The 19,046-nt window shown below is 42.1% G+C and carries 15 protein-coding genes; 6 read left to right on the top strand and 9 right to left on the bottom strand.

Annotated features, from left to right (window positions below):
* Positions 1 to 84 precede the first annotated feature (84 nt).
* Complete coding sequence (locus tag B2863_RS09000; RefSeq protein WP_179798172.1) at positions 85 to 1,359, top strand: hemolysin family protein; 1,275 nt, start codon at positions 85 to 87, stop codon at positions 1,357 to 1,359.
* A gap of 46 nt (positions 1,360 to 1,405) precedes the next feature.
* Here the strand turns inward: B2863_RS09000 and B2863_RS08995 are convergent, their stop codons facing one another.
* A complete protein-coding gene (locus B2863_RS08995) occupies positions 1,406 to 2,122 on the bottom strand; it encodes a YggS family pyridoxal phosphate-dependent enzyme (RefSeq protein ID WP_296209491.1) in 717 nt (238 codons plus the stop codon).
* Positions 2,123 to 2,480: 358 nt separating this feature from the next.
* On the opposite strand from B2863_RS08995, the gene B2863_RS08990 reads away from it, so the two are divergent.
* Positions 2,481 to 3,536 (top strand): type IV pilus twitching motility protein PilT, encoded by a 1,056-nt coding sequence (locus tag B2863_RS08990; RefSeq protein WP_296209488.1) that lies wholly within the window; start codon positions 2,481 to 2,483, stop codon positions 3,534 to 3,536.
* Between the two features lie 131 nt (positions 3,537 to 3,667).
* Positions 3,668 to 4,789, top strand: coding sequence for a PilT/PilU family type 4a pilus ATPase (locus tag B2863_RS08985; protein ID WP_114701246.1), 1,122 nt, complete (start codon positions 3,668 to 3,670; stop codon positions 4,787 to 4,789).
* Positions 4,790 to 4,915: 126 nt separating this feature from the next.
* Here B2863_RS08985 and fur read toward each other — a convergent pair whose 3' ends face one another.
* The gene (fur, locus tag B2863_RS08980; RefSeq protein WP_057758249.1) at positions 4,916 to 5,350 is read right to left on the bottom strand and encodes a ferric iron uptake transcriptional regulator; all 435 of its coding nucleotides are present in this window, start codon (positions 5,348 to 5,350) and stop codon (positions 4,916 to 4,918) included.
* A gap of 317 nt (positions 5,351 to 5,667) precedes the next feature.
* On the opposite strand from fur, the gene B2863_RS08975 reads away from it, so the two are divergent.
* Positions 5,668 to 6,087: an outer membrane protein assembly factor BamE gene (locus tag B2863_RS08975; protein ID WP_296209483.1), complete on the top strand. Its 420-nt coding sequence runs from the start codon at positions 5,668 to 5,670 to the stop codon at positions 6,085 to 6,087.
* Positions 6,088 to 6,120: 33 nt separating this feature from the next.
* On the opposite strand, the gene B2863_RS08970 is transcribed toward B2863_RS08975, so the two are convergent.
* From B2863_RS08970 to B2863_RS08955, 4 genes are all read right to left on the bottom strand, one after another.
* Positions 6,121 to 6,492 (bottom strand): RnfH family protein, encoded by a 372-nt coding sequence (locus B2863_RS08970; RefSeq protein WP_296209480.1) that lies wholly within the window; start codon positions 6,490 to 6,492, stop codon positions 6,121 to 6,123.
* The gene (locus B2863_RS08965; RefSeq protein WP_296209477.1) at positions 6,480 to 7,613 is read right to left on the bottom strand and encodes a hypothetical protein; all 1,134 of its coding nucleotides are present in this window, start codon (positions 7,611 to 7,613) and stop codon (positions 6,480 to 6,482) included. The genes B2863_RS08970 and B2863_RS08965 overlap by 13 nt, the downstream gene beginning before the upstream one ends.
* Positions 7,614 to 7,967: 354 nt before the next feature.
* Positions 7,968 to 8,636 carry a c-type cytochrome gene (locus B2863_RS08960; protein ID WP_101205531.1) on the bottom strand — a complete coding sequence of 223 codons (669 nt, stop codon included), beginning with the start codon at positions 8,634 to 8,636 and terminating at the stop codon, positions 7,968 to 7,970.
* Between the two features lie 318 nt (positions 8,637 to 8,954).
* A complete protein-coding gene (locus tag B2863_RS08955) occupies positions 8,955 to 9,290 on the bottom strand; it encodes a c-type cytochrome (RefSeq protein ID WP_296209474.1) in 336 nt (111 codons plus the stop codon).
* Positions 9,291 to 9,694: 404 nt separating this feature from the next.
* Here B2863_RS08955 and yihA point away from each other — a divergent pair, with 404 nt between their 5' ends.
* Positions 9,695 to 10,465, top strand: coding sequence for a ribosome biogenesis GTP-binding protein YihA/YsxC (yihA, locus tag B2863_RS08950; protein WP_102078084.1), 771 nt, complete (start codon positions 9,695 to 9,697; stop codon positions 10,463 to 10,465).
* Positions 10,466 to 10,587: 122 nt separating this feature from the next.
* Here yihA and B2863_RS08945 read toward each other — a convergent pair whose 3' ends face one another.
* Entirely contained in the window at positions 10,588 to 11,295 is a 708-nt protein-coding gene (locus tag B2863_RS08945) for an HAD family hydrolase (RefSeq protein WP_296209472.1), read from the bottom strand.
* A gap of 132 nt (positions 11,296 to 11,427) precedes the next feature.
* Positions 11,428 to 12,438 (bottom strand): RluA family pseudouridine synthase, encoded by a 1,011-nt coding sequence (locus B2863_RS08940; protein ID WP_165598358.1) that lies wholly within the window; start codon positions 12,436 to 12,438, stop codon positions 11,428 to 11,430.
* 1,186 nt (positions 12,439 to 13,624) lie between these two features.
* Here B2863_RS08940 and B2863_RS08935 point away from each other — a divergent pair.
* A complete protein-coding gene (locus B2863_RS08935; RefSeq protein WP_296209467.1) occupies positions 13,625 to 17,809 on the top strand; it encodes an Rne/Rng family ribonuclease in 4,185 nt (1,394 codons plus the stop codon).
* Positions 17,810 to 17,925: 116 nt separating this feature from the next.
* On the opposite strand, the gene B2863_RS08930 is transcribed toward B2863_RS08935, so the two are convergent.
* The gene (locus B2863_RS08930; RefSeq protein WP_102090795.1) at positions 17,926 to 18,867 is read right to left on the bottom strand and encodes a DUF808 domain-containing protein; all 942 of its coding nucleotides are present in this window, start codon (positions 18,865 to 18,867) and stop codon (positions 17,926 to 17,928) included.
* Positions 18,868 to 19,046: the final 179 nt, after the last annotated feature.

Below are 19,046 nucleotides of genomic sequence, written 5' to 3'. Positions count from 1 at the left end.
ATTTTTACACCTAGCCCGATTCTTTTCCACACAGCTTCACCAACTATTTTGCCTCAATTATCTTTATTTTTTTTCGAGTACGTCATGAGTTTGCTAACCGCTAGTGTTTTTCTTCTTTTACTGCTTGCCTTAAGTACCTTTGTCTCTGCTGCTGAGATTGCCATCGCTGCAGGCCGCAAAATCAAGCTTCAAATTATGGCAAAAGAAGGCGATGTTCGCGCACTTGATGTCCTCAATATGCAGGAGCATCCTGGTAGTTTTATCACCGTCGTACAAATAGTGCTAAATGCGGTCGCTATTTCAGCTGGTGCCGTCGGTGAGTCAGCCATTAGTCCTTATCTCGAGCAGTTATTGAATAGTGAAACGATAGCATCGGTCATATCGTTTGTACTTATCACGAGTTTATTTTCGCTACTTGCCGACCTAATGCCTAGGCGTTTGGCCATGTCAAATGCTGAGACGATAGCGGTACGGCTCGTACGCCCGATGATGTTGTTGATATTTATACTAAAGCCCATTATATGGGTGTTCGATGGGGCTGCAAATATCCTGTTTAAGCTTTTTGGCATCTCAACCATACGTCAAGATGATATGACACCAGAAGATATTTATGCCGTTATGGATGCTGGTGCCGAAGCGGGTGTACTAAAGAAGCAAGAGCATCACTTGATTGAAAATATCTTTGATATGCAGGAGCGTACCGTCACCTCAGTGATGAATCCTCGAGAAAATATCGTTTATTTTGATACCAAGACAAGTACCGAAGAAGTCGTGAATATCATGATTGAACAGCCACACAATAAGTTCTTGGTCTGCCATGATGACGATTTAGAGCATATCATTGGTTATGTAGAATCTCGTAGCTTTTTAGCTTTGGTTTTGAACCAACAAGAAGTTAGCCTGACGAACAAGACTCTATTGAAACCAGCACTTTTCGTGCCTGATACGTTGTCTTTGTTTGAGGTATTAGAGATGTTTAAATCTACTGGCGCTGATTTTGCAGTCATCGTGAATGAATATGCCCTAGTCGTTGGTGTTATCACCTTAAAAGACGTGATGAGCATTGTGATGGGTGAGTTGGTAACGCTAGAAGAACAACCTATTGTCCAGCGCACTGACAACTCGTGGCTAATCGATGGCATGACCCCTATTGAAGACGTGATTCGCGCATTAGATATTGTCGACCTACCACGCAGTCAAAATTACGAAACTATCAGTGGATTTATGATGTATATGCTCCGAAAAATTCCTAAAAAGACCGACACGATTGAGTATGCCAATTATCGATTTGAGATTATTGCGACTGATAATCTTAAAATTACGCAGATGCTAGTAACCAAATTAGAAGATGTCATTTAATTTACTGGCTAGTTAAAGGATGCTTAATTAGCCTATTCATATCGTTTTAAGCACGCTGACCAAAGATAGCGGTTCCGACACGTACCATCGTTGTGCCATTTTCTATTGCTTCTGCCATATCACCACTCATGCCCATACTAAGCGTATCCCAGCTATCTAGCTCTGGATAGTCAGCTTTAATCTCTTCAAACAACTGCTTAGTTCGAGCAAAGGCATCCGTATTTGCTTTGGCAGGAATAATCATCAGACCACGTAACTGTAGACGCTCGTAGCCTTTAATCGCTGTTATCAGCTCTGGCAATTGGGCTGGCAGACATCCTGACTTGCTGTCTTCATTATCAATATTTAGTTGGATCAACACATTCAACGGTGGCAGGTCAGCTGGTCGTTGGTCATTCAAGCGTTTGGCGATAATATCGCGCTCAACCGTTTGCACCCAATCAAAGTGCTCTGCAATGTCACGTGTCTTATTACGTTGGATACTACCGACATAATGCCAAACGATACTTTTGCCTACAGGCTGAGCTTTAAGTTCAGTAATTTTTTCGATGGCCTCTTGTAGATAGTTTTCACCAAAATCACGCTGTCCCTGCTTTGCTAAAGTTGCAATCATGTCAATAGGTTTCGTTTTTGAAACAGCCAACAACATAACATTATTAGCCTTTCTGTCAGCATGACCACACGCTTGCTTCATCTGCTTATGAACTTGCTGCCAGTTATCGATAAGTGTCACTTCATCAATATTTTGATCTTTTTCTTTCATATTCGGCCTTTAATACTTATTAGGTTTCCAAAACTTCTTCAAAAAATAATTACTCGATATTTATGACTATTTTATGCAGAATCGTTTAATGAAGATTGATAAAAGATTATTTATATAAAAATATCTTTATTAAAACTAATTTTGAGTTTTATTAACTTAGTAGATGGTTAAATACTCACAGTCTTGTTATGATATTGTTACATGCTTTAACATATGCTACTGAATGTGCTAGCGATAGTAAAAAAAATTGGTTATCTCTTCAACGTTTCTTGTTCAGTTGAAATTGCTGATAGATAGTTTACCACGTGTTTTTGTAGTGTTCTGTTTTACCCGAACTAAGTGATAGGAATATCAAATTATGGCTGAAAAAAATAATCTAAGTATCGAAGATTTGCTGCGTTTTACTGTTAAACATAAGGCATCAGATTTACATATTTCAGCGGGTATGCCGGCAATGATACGTGTCGATGGTGAAATGACACGTATCAATATGCCAGAGATGACCCATCAGGTTGTGCATCAGCTTATTTATGACATCATGAATGATAAGCAACGTGCCGACTTTGAAGAGTTTTTTGAAACGGATTTTTCTTTTGAAATTCCTAATCTAGCACGTTTTCGTGTCAACGCTTTTAATCAAAACCGCGGTGCAGGCGCAGTATTTCGTACCATTCCTTCTAAAGTATTAACGATGGAAGACTTAGGTATGGGCGATGTCTTTAGACGCGTTTCTGACTTTAAGCGTGGTGTGGTACTGGTAACGGGCCCAACAGGTTCAGGTAAATCGACAACGCTTGCGGCGATGATTGATTATATTAACGAAAGCCGTAAGGAGCATATTCTAACCATCGAAGATCCGATTGAGTTTGTTCATGAATCAAAGAAAAGCTTGATTAACCAACGTGAAGTTCATCGTGATACTTTGGGTTTCGAACCAGCATTACGCTCTGCTCTACGTGAGGATCCTGATGTTATCTTGGTCGGTGAGCTACGTGACCTTGAGACCATTCGCTTAGCATTGACGGCAGCAGAAACTGGTCACTTAGTATTCGGTACCTTACATACTAGCTCAGCCGCTAAGACAATTGACCGTGTCATCGACGTGTTCCCTGCTGCTGAAAAAGACATGATTCGCGCTATGCTGTCAGAATCATTGCAAGCCGTTATTTCACAGACCCTGTTACGTCGTCAAGCAGGTGGACGTGTGGCAGCCCATGAGATCATGTTAGGTACCCCCGCTATCCGTAACTTGATACGTGAGAATAAAATTGCTCAGATGTATTCTGCTATTCAAACTGGTGCGGGCGAAGGCATGATTACGCTCGATCAAACATTAAAGAACTTGGTAGGCAAAGGTACTATCAGCAAAGATGTGGCGCGTCCTTATGCAAAACAGCCTGAAGCGTTTCTATAGTATATATAGAAAGACCATTAGAAGTGAATAATTGGTGATATCCACTATTATTTAATAGCCTTCTACTTACGAACTTTACAGCATGATTTTAAATATTTTCTTAATTGATTTACATCTAGTGCAGGTACGATATGGACATTGATAAACTATTGCAGTTAATGATTAATAAAAATGGCTCTGACCTTTTTATTACTGCTGATGTAGCGCCTTCCATGAAAGTCAATGGAAAGATACTGCCTGTTGGTAAAACGCCCTTGAGTGCTGAGCAAACCATGAGGTTGGTCAAGGGTGTGATGACGCCAAGCCAACGAAAAGAGTTTGAAGATACCAATGAGTGTCAGTTTGCTATTGCTGATGAGGCGCAGCAAGCACGTTTTCGAGTCAGTGCATTTATACAGCGTGATATGGCAGGAATGATTTTACGGAAAATTGAAAACAACATTCCAACGGTCGAAGAATTACGTTTACCGCCAGCGCTAAAAGAGCTGTCCATGAAAAAACGCGGTATTATTCTATTAGTTGGCGCAACGGGTACGGGTAAATCCACTACCCTTGCTGCAATGATAGGACATCGCAATCAAAATTCTCATGGTCATATTATTACGATAGAAGACCCTATCGAATTTGTCCATAAACATCGCGGCTGTATTATCACCCAACGTGAAGTTGGTATCGATACCCATTCATTTGAAGCGGGCCTAAAAAACACGCTACGCCAAGCACCCGATGTTATCTTAATCGGTGAGATTCGTAACCGTGAAGTCATGAGCTATGCTATTCAGTACGCAGAAACTGGCCATCTAGTGTTTGCAACGTTGCACGCAAACAACGCTAACCAAGCAATCGATCGTATCATTCACTTCTTTGAAACCAGTCGCCATAACCAGTTGTTTATGGATTTGTCGTTGAACCTGCAAGCTATTATCGCGCAGCAACTTATCCCCACACCTGATGGTAAAGGAAGACGCGCTGCTATTGAAATCTTGCTAAATTCGCAGCTGATCAGTGACTATATCCGTAAAGGGGAAGTTCATGAAATTAAAGATGTGATGACACGCTCACGAGACAGTGGCATGCAAACCTTTGATCAGGCACTTTTTGATTTGTACGAACAAGGAGAGATAACGTATAAAGAAGCGATTCTACATGCCGACTCCCCTAACGATCTACGCCTCAAAATTAAGCTAAGTAGCAAAAACGGCAAGGCTAATTTAGATGAAGGTGCTGATAGTTTATCGTTAGATGTGAGCTAAGTTATTGAGTTTCCCATACAGAATAGACATATATAAAAACCCTCGTTATAAATAACGAGGGTTTCTTTTATTGTTCGATATCGTAGTACTGGCAGAAACAATCATTGCTAGTGATATAGCAGAAAGTTATTTCGCGCTATCTCTACAGGCTTGATCCGCACAAATGCCATATAGCACGAGAGAGTGCCCAGACAATTTAAAGCCATGTTTTTCTGCCACTTTTAGTTGTTCTTCTTCAATGACTTCATTATGAAACTCTATAATCTTGCCACACACATCACAAACTAGGTGATCGTGATGCTCTTCTTGGGTAATCTCAAATACAGATAGATTGTTTTCGAAGTTATGACGCTCAACAATACCTGCTTGTTCAAACTGTGTTAGGACACGATAGACAGTGGCAAGACCTACGTCTTCACCTTGCTCAATAAGCGCCTTGTACACTTCTTCTGCACTCATGTGATGCAGCTCTGCGCTTTCTAATAGCTCTAAAATTTTGATACGAGGTAACGTGACCTTGAGTCCTGCTCTACGTAAATCTTGATTGGTAAAAGAAGCCATAATATCCCTTTTGACTGTGACAGCCTTAACAAATAGAAAATATGAGATAAATAATCAGCAAAGATTATTTTTATTTAATATAAAGTAAATGATTAATAATAAACTGATGAAACTTACGCAGACATCTCTCTTATTATTTTCTAAATATCGAGATGCAAGCCTATGAATTTAAAATATAATTAATCTAACTATTCAGATTGTGTTTGGTAAATAATGTCGTAAGTGGTAGGCAATTGCAAGTAAATGACGTATCATTTGTCCAAGATTGTCGGTCAGACTGGTACCACCTAACGCTGGCCACACCTAATTCATTTCTTATGAGTCATCTTACCATGATAAAGACATTAAATTTCCGTCCGTTAAGCCACACAAGCGCATTACGTAAGATCGTTATCACCAGTATGCTTAGCGCTACTGTTGCTATGTCTGGCTGCTCATTATTGAGTGTTTATAAGATTGATTTGCCACAAGGCACAGCGATTACTCAAACCCAAGCCCAGAAGCTAAAAGTGGGGATGAATCGAAACCAAGTTCTTTATACTCTTGGCAGCCCTGCGATTCGAGATACTCTTGAGCCTAAACGCTGGGATTATATCTATGACTACAAAGCAGGCACTGAAGGTAGCCGTAAAGGCATCGCAGATGTCAAAAACGCCAGCCAGCATTTAGTTGTTTACTTTGATGATAATGGTTTGGTCACGCGCATCGAAGGTATTGAGAGTCTGCCAGCATCATAGTTAGCGAAACCTATTAGCTTAGATAGTTAACGGTTAGCTACGAGATTTATTTTTGCGCTGAGACATAGGATCAGCGCTTAAACTGCGATATACCTCGATACGGTCAAAAGGCTGTAGCAAATAGCTTAATGGCTGTTTCTGTGCATAAATCCCTACATGCCAACGTTTCGCAGTTGGCGTGGTGATATCTATTACTTGCTCACACCACTTTGCCAGTTCTACAAATTTCTCAAGCCATCCTGCTTGCGCCAATGCTTCACGCAAACTAGTACCTTGTCTAACCTGCAAAGCTAGATAATGCTGGCGCTGCTCATCTTCAGCATACGCCAGATATACGGTCATTAGATTGGCTTGCGTAGACTGTGGCACACTGCTGTCACGACCTTCGACTGTTAGCTCAACCACTGCATCACCCAACCTATCAATGCTAGCAGCAATGCTAATGGTACGACTAAACGTATCGCCACTCGCCACAAGTTATAAACTGCTTCATTACTAAAATTTAACGACTTGCGTAGATGGCTAATCTTCATCTGCCAACCCGCAAATACTGATAATAATAGTACAGCAATGCTACTAATAATGACCAAGATGCCAACTAACCATGCTGTCGGAATCGCAACCACTAATAATAACGCTACAGCAAAAGTGATTATCAAACTAACTAACAATCCAAATTTATGCGTTAACTGTTGCGTGCTGTAATGTAGCAAGTAACTGGCTACAAATAACACCCCACCCCAATATAACAGCTGTCCAATTGGTGGTAGCGACATACCACTAGTAAATAAAGCCACTACTCCTATCAGCAGTTGTAACACCCAAATCGGTAACACTAGCTTGGTTGCACGGTACTCACGAGTAGCCGCTCTGTTTTTTACTTGCTGATTGTTTGCTTCTACCGCTGTGACTGTTTGCTTACTCACCAAGTTCTGACCGAACCAGTATAGTCCTGTACCTGCACCGACACTCACTAACGCTAACGCGACTGCGCGTGCCCATTCCGTCAAACTGACATCAGTCATAGCAAAACCAGCACTTGGCACACCGTTTGCGAACCCTAGCAGCAACCCTATTACCATCAAACCCAAACCAATAGGTAGAGGCGCAACACCCAGCAAGCTTAAAAGTAACGCAATGACCATCAGGCCTGCAGCAACTGCGAAGCTAGGTACATCAGGTATGCTATTTAGCTCAGTTAACGCAGACAATATGCCCGTACTTGCACCAGATATAACTAATGCTGCAATCACAATAGAAACCAGCGCCGCTAACCAACCAAAGCTACGCCAGATCGGACTGACATCTGCTTCACGAGTGAGCTTTTGCATACCCGCTAGAGGGCCTTCGACACTGCGATAGGCCAATGCTATCTCAGCGTAAACAACTGGCAGCGCAACCAATACCATGGCTAATAGCCATAGTAACCAAAAGTCAATCTCACCAATTGACGCAGGTGCAAACCAACGAAATAGCAATAACGGTAGTAGCGCCGCGATAAAATAAGAAGCATAACGGATCATCATAATTTCAATCCAAACGATCTAATACCATTCACAAAAACTGGATTAGCAAACAAAACAAGTGCAAGTACCACGCATAGTAGACTGAACATGTTTGAAAAAGCCAATCGTATTTTGGAAATTGGTATAAAGTGAATAACGATAATTTATAATTATACAGAGCAAAGACTGGCCTCTGTAAATGAATTCATCTAAATATTGTCTTAATATAAGGGACAAACAGTTATAAAAAAACCCCGAAATCGGGGTTTAGTCATTCAGATATAATCAATATGCGATTCAATACTCAGTGGCTTTACTCAATAGCCTTCTATGCAAAGCAAAACGTGTATCAGATATTGAATCAGTGCGAATCAATTAGTGAATAGCACTTACATAGTCTGACAGGATACGAATGTCACGATCTGATAGTTTAGATGCAACCGTTTGCATCATACCCATCTCGCCTTCTTTGGCTGCATCATTAACTCGTTTTTGATCATCACTATCGATATCATCAACACGTCCAGCGGCACGGAATAGTTTTAGCTGAGTAGCAATATACTGAGCGTGCTGTCCGCCTAGCTTTGGAAATGCAGCCCAAGTGTTACCTGCAGCGTCTGGACCATGACAGCCGGCACAACCAATGACGCCGCGCGACTTGTCGCCACCCAAGAATAGCTTAGTCGCTTCTTGGTTGGTTGCAGGATTGCCGTAGCCAACGCCCCAAGGCGCTTGACTGGCGTAATAACCTGCTACGTTGGCTAGGTCTTGCTGAGACAGATTAGCAACTTGTGACTGCATGATACCGTTTTTGCGATAGCCTGCTTTAAAGTTGACTAGCTGTTTATATAGGTACTTTACGTTTTGGCCGCCAAGGTTTGGCTGTGCAGGAACAATGCTGACGCCATTAAGACCATGACAAGCGGCACAAACGGTTTCTGCAACTTTTTGACCTGCATTGACGTCATATTCAGGAACAATAATAGCAGCTTGTACGCTGAAACTTGCAACGCATAAGCTGGCAGCAGCGATTAACTTTTTCATTGATACAAATCCTACTAGCTCGGCGTAAGCATTATTTAGAGTGATTGCACTGATAAGATACCTGATATAGCCGCCTCTTTAATCATGAGAATGGCGTATATTTTGAGGTCTTGGACACAAGCAGTCTGAAAGTACTTACTAACATCAGGGTTTATTTTCGATTATTATAGCAAGACTTTGTATCATTTGCCTACTTAATCATAGTATCCATCAGTTTTCTGACAACACAATATACAATATGACGCAAAAACAAAAAGCGCAGATAGGTTGTTAAACCAGCGCTTTATTTTATATATTTAAATTATATTTATAAGTCGATTATTTGCTCATATATTCGATAAGTTTACGATAATCGTCATCACTACATTTGTCGCAAAGACCACCTGCTGGCATCTGTGGCATACCACCTTTGACGGACTTGATAAGCGTCGGCATACTTTTTTGTTTAATCAGCTGTTGCCATTTGGCACTATCACCTTTTTTAATGGCATTTAGCGCCCCACTATCGTGACAGGCTGCACATGAGTTATTATAGGTAGTGGCGATATCCGCCGCACCTGCGCTGCTAATCATAATGCCACTTAATAATATTGCAGCACTGCTAGCCGTTATAGCGCGATAACTCGTGCTAAGAAGTTTACTGATTGAAAACATAGAGCACCTCCTCGTGATATTTCACGTGTCTCATCAATCGTTCTATTAAACGTCTCTCGTTAAACATTGTAACAATATATGTCATATAAACATAGGTAATTTGGATATGGCTTTTTTAAAGCTGAGAACTTGTCTTAATGACAGGCCAACTTTAATGTTATCCTACTATTTATATGATGCTAATCGCAGTTATTTCAATAAGTAAGACACGGAATAGTATAGAATAGCCAGTAATATTAAATAGCTACTTTTATGATTTGCACATAACTGTATTGATAAAGAACAGCCTTTTACCTTGATTTACCTATTTCTTGACCAATTACTTGACCGCACCGATGACCTGAATCATCAGGTGACTAAAATTTTATAATCGCATCCAATTTTTTAAGATTAATGAGCCATTTATGAGTACCCCGTTTAACGATGTCGCCGCTGAACATGCCTTGTTCAATACCAAATCTCGTCAAAAAATTCAGCAAACTGAGTTTATGATGTCAGCACCTACCTTTCGTCTCTGTCCGCCTGATATGGGATTGGAAGTCGCTTTTGCAGGTCGCTCAAACGCTGGCAAATCATCAGCCATCAACGCCTTAACCAATCAGCGTCAATTGGCTCGCTCGTCTAAGACACCTGGACGCACGCAGATGATTAACTTTTTTAGTATCGGTGATACTGACAGACGTTTGGTTGATTTGCCTGGTTACGGCTACGCAGCTGTTCCGCTAGAGATGAAAAAAGAATGGCAGGTTGAACTAGAAGAATACTTGGTGTCACGCTCAAGCCTTGCAGGTCTGGTATTGATGACAGATATTCGTCATCCGCTTAAGTTTTTTGATGAGCAAATGTTACACTGGGCAAACGATGGTGAGCTACCAGTACATATTCTGCTGACCAAAGCAGATAAACTGAAGTACGGTGCTTCTAAAAACGCCCTCCTTGAGACTCGTAAACGCCTGAAAAAACTGGGCTTAAACTGTACCATTCAGTTGTTTTCGGCTCTCAGAAAAGAAGGTCTCGATGAGTTGGCTGGAATAATGGGCAACTGGTATGAGTATCAGCTTGATGCAGATAAAATTATCGAATCTTCTTTTGCGTTGCTAGAAGGCGCTGAGTTAGAAGACGCTATTGAAAAAGAAAGCGGTGAAAAAGAGAGCGTTGATAAAGAAAACAAATAAATATCGTTGTCTTTAATAAAAAGGGTTTATCGCTATTACGATAAACCCTTTTTATTGTCTGTTTATTCACTCATTACTATTATCGGTGTGATATTAAAATAATAAGAATTATAAAAGTAGCTCTACCCGCATAGCAAATCCACTAGCGCTTGTGGAGTATCAACTTGGTAGGTTGGATTTTGCTCCGCAAGCTCTGCACTCGTTGCCGTACCATAGTTCACCGCTATACTGGTCATACCCAATGCTGTTGCCATTTGAATGTCATAGATACTGTCGCCGATAAACACAGCATCAGAAACCTGCTGCTGCGTATAATCCAAGATATCGGTCAACATCTGCGGATCAGGTTTTGAGCCTGACTCATCAGCACAACGCGTAATCGCAAAGTAATCATGGCTATCTGAGGCATCTAATACACGATCTAGCCCTTTTCTTTTTTTACCCGTTGCTACGGCGAGCGTTTTGCTTTGCTGTTGCAAAACTTGCAACATACCCTCTATTGGTTCAAAGAGCGGCGTACTGTGACTATTAGCAACATAGTATTCTGCATAGGTTTGCTGAATCTCACGCAACTGCGTATCGTTTGCCTGCGGATATAAAATCTTAATGCCATTCATTAAGCTCAGACCAATAATATTTTTTACGGCTTTATCAGTCGTCTCAAACCCGTGTGTTTCCCCAGCCACATGCATAGAATCAACAATCAGGCCGATTGAATCCATTAGGGTGCCGTCCCAATCAAAAATAATCAACTTCTTATCAGACAACCGATGTTCTGCTGATGGTTGAGTATTTATGATGCTTTCTGAAATTGTAGCTGGTTTGGTCATGGGTTTACCTTGATAAATAAAAGTAATAAATAGCAGATACTAAAACGTCACGGTGGCTTATTCGTAAAAATAAGATATCGTGACGTTTAGGAAAGTACAAAAATAGTTTGGCTTAAGAGTTTATTTAAAAAACTATTCAGGCAATTTCGTTGTTTCTGGTAGCCAATCTGCCATATCGTCTGGCAATGGCGCAGTAATGGTCTTGTAGCCTGGAATGTCTAAGCGCCATGCATGTAAACACAGACGATGGACGCCTGATTTATCATGGACGTTGTATTTGTCATCACCCAAGATGGCATGACCGATATGCGCTAAATGCACACGGATTTGATGAGTGCGACCCGTCAATGGCTTGGCTTCAATTAAGCTGACTGGCTGACTATTAATCATAAAGCGATCATGAATAATAATATCAGTCTGGCTTTCTTTCGCTTGTGGGTCTTGGCTATCTACTTTCACTCGGCGCTCACCACTTGCAAGCGTGTAACGTAGCAATGGCGCATTGATACGCTGCTCATTAAGCGCAGGTTGACCTTTGGCAAGACATAGATAGTGCTTTTGAATGGTCTTATCTACCAAATGCTGCTGCAATACTTTGAGCGTTGAGCGTTTTTTGGAAATCATCAGTAGCCCTGATGTGTCTTTGTCGATGCGATGGATCAGCTCTAAGTATTTTTTACCTGTCACTTCACGCATGGCTTCGATAACCCCAAAGTCCAAGCCGCTACCGCCATGCACAGCGATACCAGAAGGCTTATTCAGCACTAGCAAACCGTCATCTTCATAGACCACGCGCGCCAGTAAGCTTTTGGCAAATTCGGTACTAATAATTGGTTTTTCGCGCGTTGCTAACTCTACAGGGGCAATACGTACCACATCTTCACGCTGCACTCTATCGTGTGCTTTACAGCGCTTATTATTGACGCGTATCTCATCTGAGCGAATCATTTTATAGATATGTGATTTTGGCAAACCTTTTAAACGGTTTAACAAAAAATTATCCAAGCGCTGGTCGTGTTGATGGCGCGTTACTTCAAGGTAGTTCACCTTGCCGAAGTTGCTAATCTCATCGTCAGCGCTTTGTGGGCGTGTTTTGCTATTAAAAATAGCAGGGGCTTCATGGGTAGTAGCGTCGTCAGTCATTTTTGAGTTTGTCATTTTTAGTTAGGTATTTACACAAAGATTTGCTATAGTTTAGCATGTTGAGCGACAATTAAGCAGAGGCGACAGCAATAATCATTGTTGTTACAAATAGTTGACCACCATTTTATTGCCTGTTAGTTTTCTACTACTTGCCAGTAAAGAGGTAGACACTATTTATCCTGCTGACCTGACACGTTTCATCTGATTTTAGGGCGCATTTTTATTTAGAGGTATTACTTACCAAATATAGCCCTACAAATTAAAAATACTGTACTGAATGTTATTCGGTACCATAAAATAAATAGTGACACTCAATACCATCGCGTCAATAACGCTGATAATAAATCAGCTTATTAACCGATTACAACACAACACTGACTCACTAATTGCATGACAACGACCGTACTCGATAATCAATCATTATTTAATGACTATTTATCTGATGGTTCTTTATGCCAGCATAGTTGAGCAAGTATGGGTAGTTTAGCGTTAGGATCGAAAAGTATATCGATAGCTGCCTAAGTATTGGTGGTCAAACAGATGACGATAGCAATGTAAATACGATACCACGCTGACAAGCTGGTCCATTACTCTGTTTGCCAAGTACGCCCCGCTGATAACAAAAGCTGCGACACCTAACCTTGAGACACCCAAGATATTATTGACGTTATACAAAGAACGATAAACAAAGAGTAACCAATTGCTTCACCTGAATAAACAACCGCTGAATGACACCACTATATAGTAGTAATCATGACCGCGATATTATTGTTAGACTTTGATGGATGAATGGCAACAGCACCATGCCTTTTTAATATCAGTATTTTTTAGAGATGTAACTGACCCTCGCCCACGCTTACAACGTGCGCTGAAATCACTACCAATAGAACGTACTGAGAATAAGAGCGCTTTGACTCGCTGACCCAATCATATATGTACCAAGTTTACTGATGATAAAATATAAGTACCGTAGCCTTACACCCTATATTACTGATATTAACGTGAGCGCCGCCATTATTTCAGGTAAAAAAGAAGCCATTGAAAAAGCCCTTGTGCTTTATAAACCCACGATTTACGTTCTACCGTTAATGAACATCTACACACGCTAATCACAATATTAGCCACACTTGCCACTATGTCCTAAAGACTGTCTTATCGTTGTCATGCGTACTCATAGGATACAAATATGAAACGCATTTTGATCAACGCCACGCAAAACGAAGAGATTCGTGTCGCCTTATGTAAAGGCAACCACCTGTACGATTTCGACCTAGAAAACCGTACTCGCGAGCAAAAAAAATCTAACATTTACAAAGGTCATGTGACCCGTGTCGAGCCATCGCTCGAAGCAGTATTTGTCGAATATGGTTCTCAGCGTCAAGGTTTTTTGCCAATTCGTGAAATCTCTGCTGAATACCTAAGCGGCAACCCACGTGACGAAAACATCAAAAAACTGATCAAAGAAGGCGACGAGCTAATCGTCCAAGTCGAAAAAGAAGAGCGCGGCAATAAAGGCGCTGCCCTATCAACGTATGTCTCATTAGCCGGTCGTTATCTGGTATTGATGCCAAACAACCCTCGCGGTGGTGGTATCTCACGTCAAATCTCGGGCAAACTGCGCGAAGACATGAAACGCATGCTAAGCAATCTTGATTTACCAAAAGGCATGAGTGTCATCATTCGTACTGCTGGTATTGGTAAAACTCAAGAAGATTTACAGCACGATTTAAATCACTTGCTCAACATTTGGCAAGCCATTCAAGAACAAAACCAAAAATATCCTTCACCGCGCTTAGTTCACCAAGAAGCGGGCGTTGTCACACGTGCTGTTCGTGATTATCTGCGTGATGATATCGCTGAGATTTGGATTGATAACGAAAACGCTTACATTGAAGCGGCTGGGTTTATTGATGCGGTAATGCCAAAACAAGCTGAAAAGCTACGCAAATATACTGATTATGAGCCGATGTTTTCGCGCTTTAATATCGAAAAGCAAATCGAAACCGCTTATCAGCGCGAAGTTCGTCTGCCATCAGGTGGTTCAATCGTTATTGACCAAACAGAAGCACTGGTCTCTATCGATATTAACTCAGCTAAGTCAACCAAAGGTTCAGACGTTGCTGAGACCGCTTACCATACCAACTTAGAAGCAGCCGATGAGATTGCTCGTCAGCTTCGTTTGCGTGATATGGGTGGTTTGATCGTTATTGATTTCATTGACATGAATGACAATAAGCACCAAAAAGAAGTAGAAAAACGTCTGATTGATGCGACCAAATATGACCGTGCACGCGTTCAGTTCGGCGATATCTCTAAATTTGGTCTAATGGAAATGAGCCGTCAGCGTCTACGTCCTTCCTTAGAAGAGTCAACTGGCTATATCTGCCCACGTTGTCACGGCAACGGTATGATTCGTGACTTGCGCTCATTGTCACTATCTATCATGCGTCAAATTGAGCAAATCGCTCTAAAAGAACGTCAAGGTGAAGTACAAGCAGAGGTCCCGACAGACATCGCTGCATTCTTATTAAATGAAAAGCGCGACAGCTTGGTTTATCTTGAGCAAGACAGTGGCACGCGTATCACTATTTTGCCACACGCGCATTTAGAATCACCAAACTTTAAGCTCCATTTCAACCGTGATGGCTTTGCACCATCGAGCTATGAGCGTATCACTGATACTCAGCAACAAGAGCATAGTGACCTTGGCTACAACGTTGACTGGCAGACTGCTGAAAAAGAGCGCCCTGAACAGCAGCCTACTCGCCAGCCTCGTAAAACTGCAGATGATAAGCAGAGCCGCTCAAACACACAGCAGAATGCAGCCACGCAAGCACAGAACGATACGGTAAATCATAGCAATGATCGTCGTAATCATAAAAACACCAACGATGTGTCGCCTGCACATGCACCGCAAGCTAATAAAACTGCTAGTGTTGCCGCTCCAGTAGCGCCGCAGACACAGAGTGTCGAAGCTACTGCTCAACCAAAAGCCGTTGCGTGGTTATCAAACCTATTTGCTCAAGCACCGCAAGCCACTACGACACCTAGTGTTAGTAGCCGAGATGCCGCTGAAGCAATCGAAGCGCTAGTAAACACGGGCGCGCAAAGCTTAGGCTCGTTTGGTCAAGTTGATAGCAATGCATTGAATAGTGCAGCTGCAACTAGTGAGCAGCCAACTCAGCAAAGTAACAGTCAGAAAAATGACAGCCAACAGTCAGATAATAACACTAACCGTCAACAGGCGCGTCGTAATGACAGCGATGCTGACGACAGCAGCAATGAAGACAGAAGAAGACGTAAGCCGCGTAAGTCTAGATCTTCTAAACCGCGTCAAAGAAAAGAGACAACTGACGAGAATACTGGCAACGTAAACAGTAGTTCAGAAAGTTCTGGCTCAAACAATGCTGATGACAAATCGTCTGATACTCAAGACCAAAGACAGCAAGACAAGCGTCAGAACGATAACAGACGCACGAACGATCGCAATCGTAATAACCGCCAAGATAGCAATCAACAGAACAGCAATCGTAACGCAAGCGAGCGCAGTGATGCTGATAACGAAAACAGCTCTAAAGCAGATGAGCAAACTCGTACTAAGCGTAAATCGCATAGCCAACGCGGCTCACGCGGTAAGCTAGAGCGCGGTGAAACACTAACGGCTGACAGCGTTAAGCACAGCAAGCAGCAGAACGCTAGAAACCACGATGCTGCCAATAGCAAAAATCAACATAGTGCACGTCGCAATCAAGACCCTAACGAGGTCGTGCTACAGGTCAATGAAGCGCCAACTGAGCTAAAAGCGCCTGAAGTGGTGCATCTATCTTTAGATGATAGCAAATCCACACAGGCAAAAACTCAGCCTAGTGAGCAGCGAAGCGCGACAAATAACGTAGCAAAAGATGAGCGTTCAAACGAAACAGCTGCTCAAAAACCTACTGATAAGCACAGTAGCAATGAGCAGAACACTGATAAGCAAAACATCAGTGCTTCGAATGCTGTTAAGAAAAGCGATAGCGAAAAAAGTACGGTGGAAGCAAATGCTAATCAGGTAAATGATGATAAGCGTGCATCTACCGAACAAGCTAAGGTACAAAACGATGTACCTAAGCATGAGCAGGCTGCTGAAGAGAAAAAAGCACCTGTAGTTGTAGAAGCTCAATCGACCTCTACGAGTAACACCGAAAGTAAAGCGGAAGCTCCAACGTCGGTAACTACTGACGTAGAAGAAACTAAAGAAACTCAGACTCCAAAACAGCAGGAAACCAGGACTGCTGAAAATATGAGTAAGAGTGATGAAGCTCAAAATACTCAGGCTGATAGTAATAGTGCAAGCACAAGTAATGTAAGTAACTCAGCACTTGAGCTAACCCATGAAGCACTATTTGGCGCACGTTACGTGACTGCTGAGAAATTTGGTCAAGCGAGTAACGATCCTCGTGTAGTACTCGCTCAGCAAGCCGCTCAAGCGGACAAGCCAGCTGCCACTAATGTGCCAGCAATACGTGGTACGGTTGGTGAGTTTATTCGTGCCACGCTACCAGAGGCTCAAACGCGCTTAGCAGAAGAAGGCATTATCAACTGCTTTATTGCGACTATTGCGTTGCATAATGAGCAATCTCAGAGTACTGATAATAGCTCTGATGCTGCTAGCAAGAGCTTTGACTTTAGCAACTATGGCTATCAACCATTGGCTACCGACTACCTTGCACGCTTTGAAGCGATGACTCAAGCCGTTAGTCAATTCGCAGCAGCACAAGGTAAGACAGACGTTGAGCCACGTGCTATCACTAAGCGTGCTAGCAACGATCCACGCGGACAACACCCTGATTATCAGGAATCTGCTGTATTGAGCGTACCTGCTGAACAAGTAAGTGACGCGGAACCAGCTATCACTGAGCAAGCCGATAGCGAATTCAATGCGCATGACGTTGAAGCAACTGCCCTCGCCAATCAAGCTCAAACTGATGATATCAGTGTTGATAGTGAGCAATTGCTAGAAGTCGAGCGTGCTCAGTCAGAAGCTAAGGATGCAGAAGTCGAAACCTCTACAGAGCAAACTGTCAATGAGGTAGAAGATGCTGCAGAAAACATAGCTGCAGAGACTGAGCAGACGACTGACTCGGCAGTAGAAGAATCTACTAAAGAAGCTAGCAAAGAAGACAGTCAGGCAGCTAAGTCTAAGACGACTATAGCCAGCTATAAAAACATGATCGAAAATGTGGCTGAGCAATTACTACCACAGACTGGTATGTTTAATCTAACTACGCCAAAAGTACCAAAGGCGCGCAGTCGTAAGCCTAAGACGGAGCATAAGAAGCCGACGCAGGCTGAAAAGCTCGCATCTGATGATGTAGACAGCGACAGCTAGTCATATAAGCTCAAATGTAAAAGCCCCAAAGCTATTCGTAGCTTTGGGGCTTTTTATTTTAATACAGCCAAACTTACTTGCTAATTCAAACGAGAGACAATAGAAAGCAGATAAGCTTAGTGTGCAGAAGACGCTGTGTCATCTTTACCACGCATTTTGCCAATAGTAGTAACAATAGCTACTACAATAGCGCCAACAATCAGTCCGACTAATCCATTTAACAATGACGCGGTTAACCCTTCAAATACCCCAGTAAGATGGGCAATGTCTTCTACACTGTGATGCAAAAAGCCGATACCGTGAACGATAATACCACCGCCCACCAAGAACATCGCAATCGTGCCTGCTATGGATAAAAACTTCATAAGCTTTGGCGCAGCCGCAAGCATAAACTCGCCAAACTTGCGCTTACTGTCACCTGCTTGTGAGTTTTCAATCAAATGCAGACCCGCATCATCAATCTTTACGATGCCTGCAACTAAGCCGTAAATACCGACGGTCACGACAGCAGCCACTATCGAAAGTACGATGCCTTTTTGGACAATATCGCCACCAGCTGCTGTAATTGCGCCTAAAGAGATAACAATAATCTCAGCTGATAAGATAAAGTCTGTACGTATGGCACCTTTGATTTTGTCCTTTTCAAACGCGACCAAATCTACCGACTCATCTGCGTTGGCTTTTAAACGAGCATTTTGCTCTTCATCATGAGGCAACAACTTCGGCCAAAACTTGTGAATGACCTTCTCAGCCCCTTCATAACTCAGGTATAACCCTCCGATCATCAATAGCGGAGTAATCAACCACGGTATAAAATAACTGATCAATAGCGCCGCTGGTACTAAAATCACTTTGTTCACGGCAGAGCCTTTGGCAACTGCCCAAATGACGGGGAGCTCACGATTTGGCTTAACCCCTGTGACCTGCTCGGCATTGAGTGCTAAATCATCACCAACTAAACCCGCGGTTTTTTTGGCGGCAACTTTGGTCATGACGCTCACATCATCCATTAAGACGCTGATGTCATCGAGTAAGGTTAATAAACTGGCACCTGCCATGTGTGCTCCTTAAAGCAAATTTGTTAAAGTAAGTCGTTCTCAAATAGTTTATACAACGCATTTTATATAGATTTTTATAAAAACAATGCGATTAGCCTTAGACTACAAGTTCAAGCAACTATGTTAAATAGCACAAATGTATCTTGTTTTTTGAATTTATGTTGATAGCTATTCTTTAA

Origin of the sequence: Psychrobacter sp. UBA3480, from assembly GCF_002377945.1 — a bacterium.
In the GTDB taxonomy this organism is placed as follows: domain Bacteria; phylum Pseudomonadota; class Gammaproteobacteria; order Pseudomonadales; family Moraxellaceae; genus Psychrobacter.
Note: the sequence above shows the minus strand (reverse complement) of the source record. Positions and strands in the feature narration are given on the sequence as shown.

Coding starts and splice junctions, on each gene's coding strand:
- B2863_RS09000 (WP_179798172.1), top strand. CDS start 85: ATGAGTTTGCTAACCGCTAGTGTTTTTCTTCTTTTACTGCTTGCCTTA.
- B2863_RS08995 (WP_296209491.1), bottom strand. CDS start 2,122: ATGAAAGAAAAAGATCAAAATATTGATGAAGTGACACTTATCGATAAC.
- B2863_RS08990 (WP_296209488.1), top strand. CDS start 2,481: ATGGCTGAAAAAAATAATCTAAGTATCGAAGATTTGCTGCGTTTTACT.
- B2863_RS08985 (WP_114701246.1), top strand. CDS start 3,668: ATGGACATTGATAAACTATTGCAGTTAATGATTAATAAAAATGGCTCT.
- fur (WP_057758249.1), bottom strand. CDS start 5,350: ATGGCTTCTTTTACCAATCAAGATTTACGTAGAGCAGGACTCAAGGTC.
- B2863_RS08975 (WP_296209483.1), top strand. CDS start 5,668: ATGAGTCATCTTACCATGATAAAGACATTAAATTTCCGTCCGTTAAGC.
- B2863_RS08965 (WP_296209477.1), bottom strand. CDS start 7,613: ATGATGATCCGTTATGCTTCTTATTTTATCGCGGCGCTACTACCGTTA.
- B2863_RS08960 (WP_101205531.1), bottom strand. CDS start 8,636: ATGAAAAAGTTAATCGCTGCTGCCAGCTTATGCGTTGCAAGTTTCAGC.
- B2863_RS08955 (WP_296209474.1), bottom strand. CDS start 9,290: ATGTTTTCAATCAGTAAACTTCTTAGCACGAGTTATCGCGCTATAACG.
- yihA (WP_102078084.1), top strand. CDS start 9,695: ATGAGTACCCCGTTTAACGATGTCGCCGCTGAACATGCCTTGTTCAAT.
- B2863_RS08945 (WP_296209472.1), bottom strand. CDS start 11,295: ATGACCAAACCAGCTACAATTTCAGAAAGCATCATAAATACTCAACCA.
- B2863_RS08940 (WP_165598358.1), bottom strand. CDS start 12,438: ATGACTGACGACGCTACTACCCATGAAGCCCCTGCTATTTTTAATAGC.
- B2863_RS08935 (WP_296209467.1), top strand. CDS start 13,625: ATGAAACGCATTTTGATCAACGCCACGCAAAACGAAGAGATTCGTGTC.
- B2863_RS08930 (WP_102090795.1), bottom strand. CDS start 18,867: ATGGCAGGTGCCAGTTTATTAACCTTACTCGATGACATCAGCGTCTTA.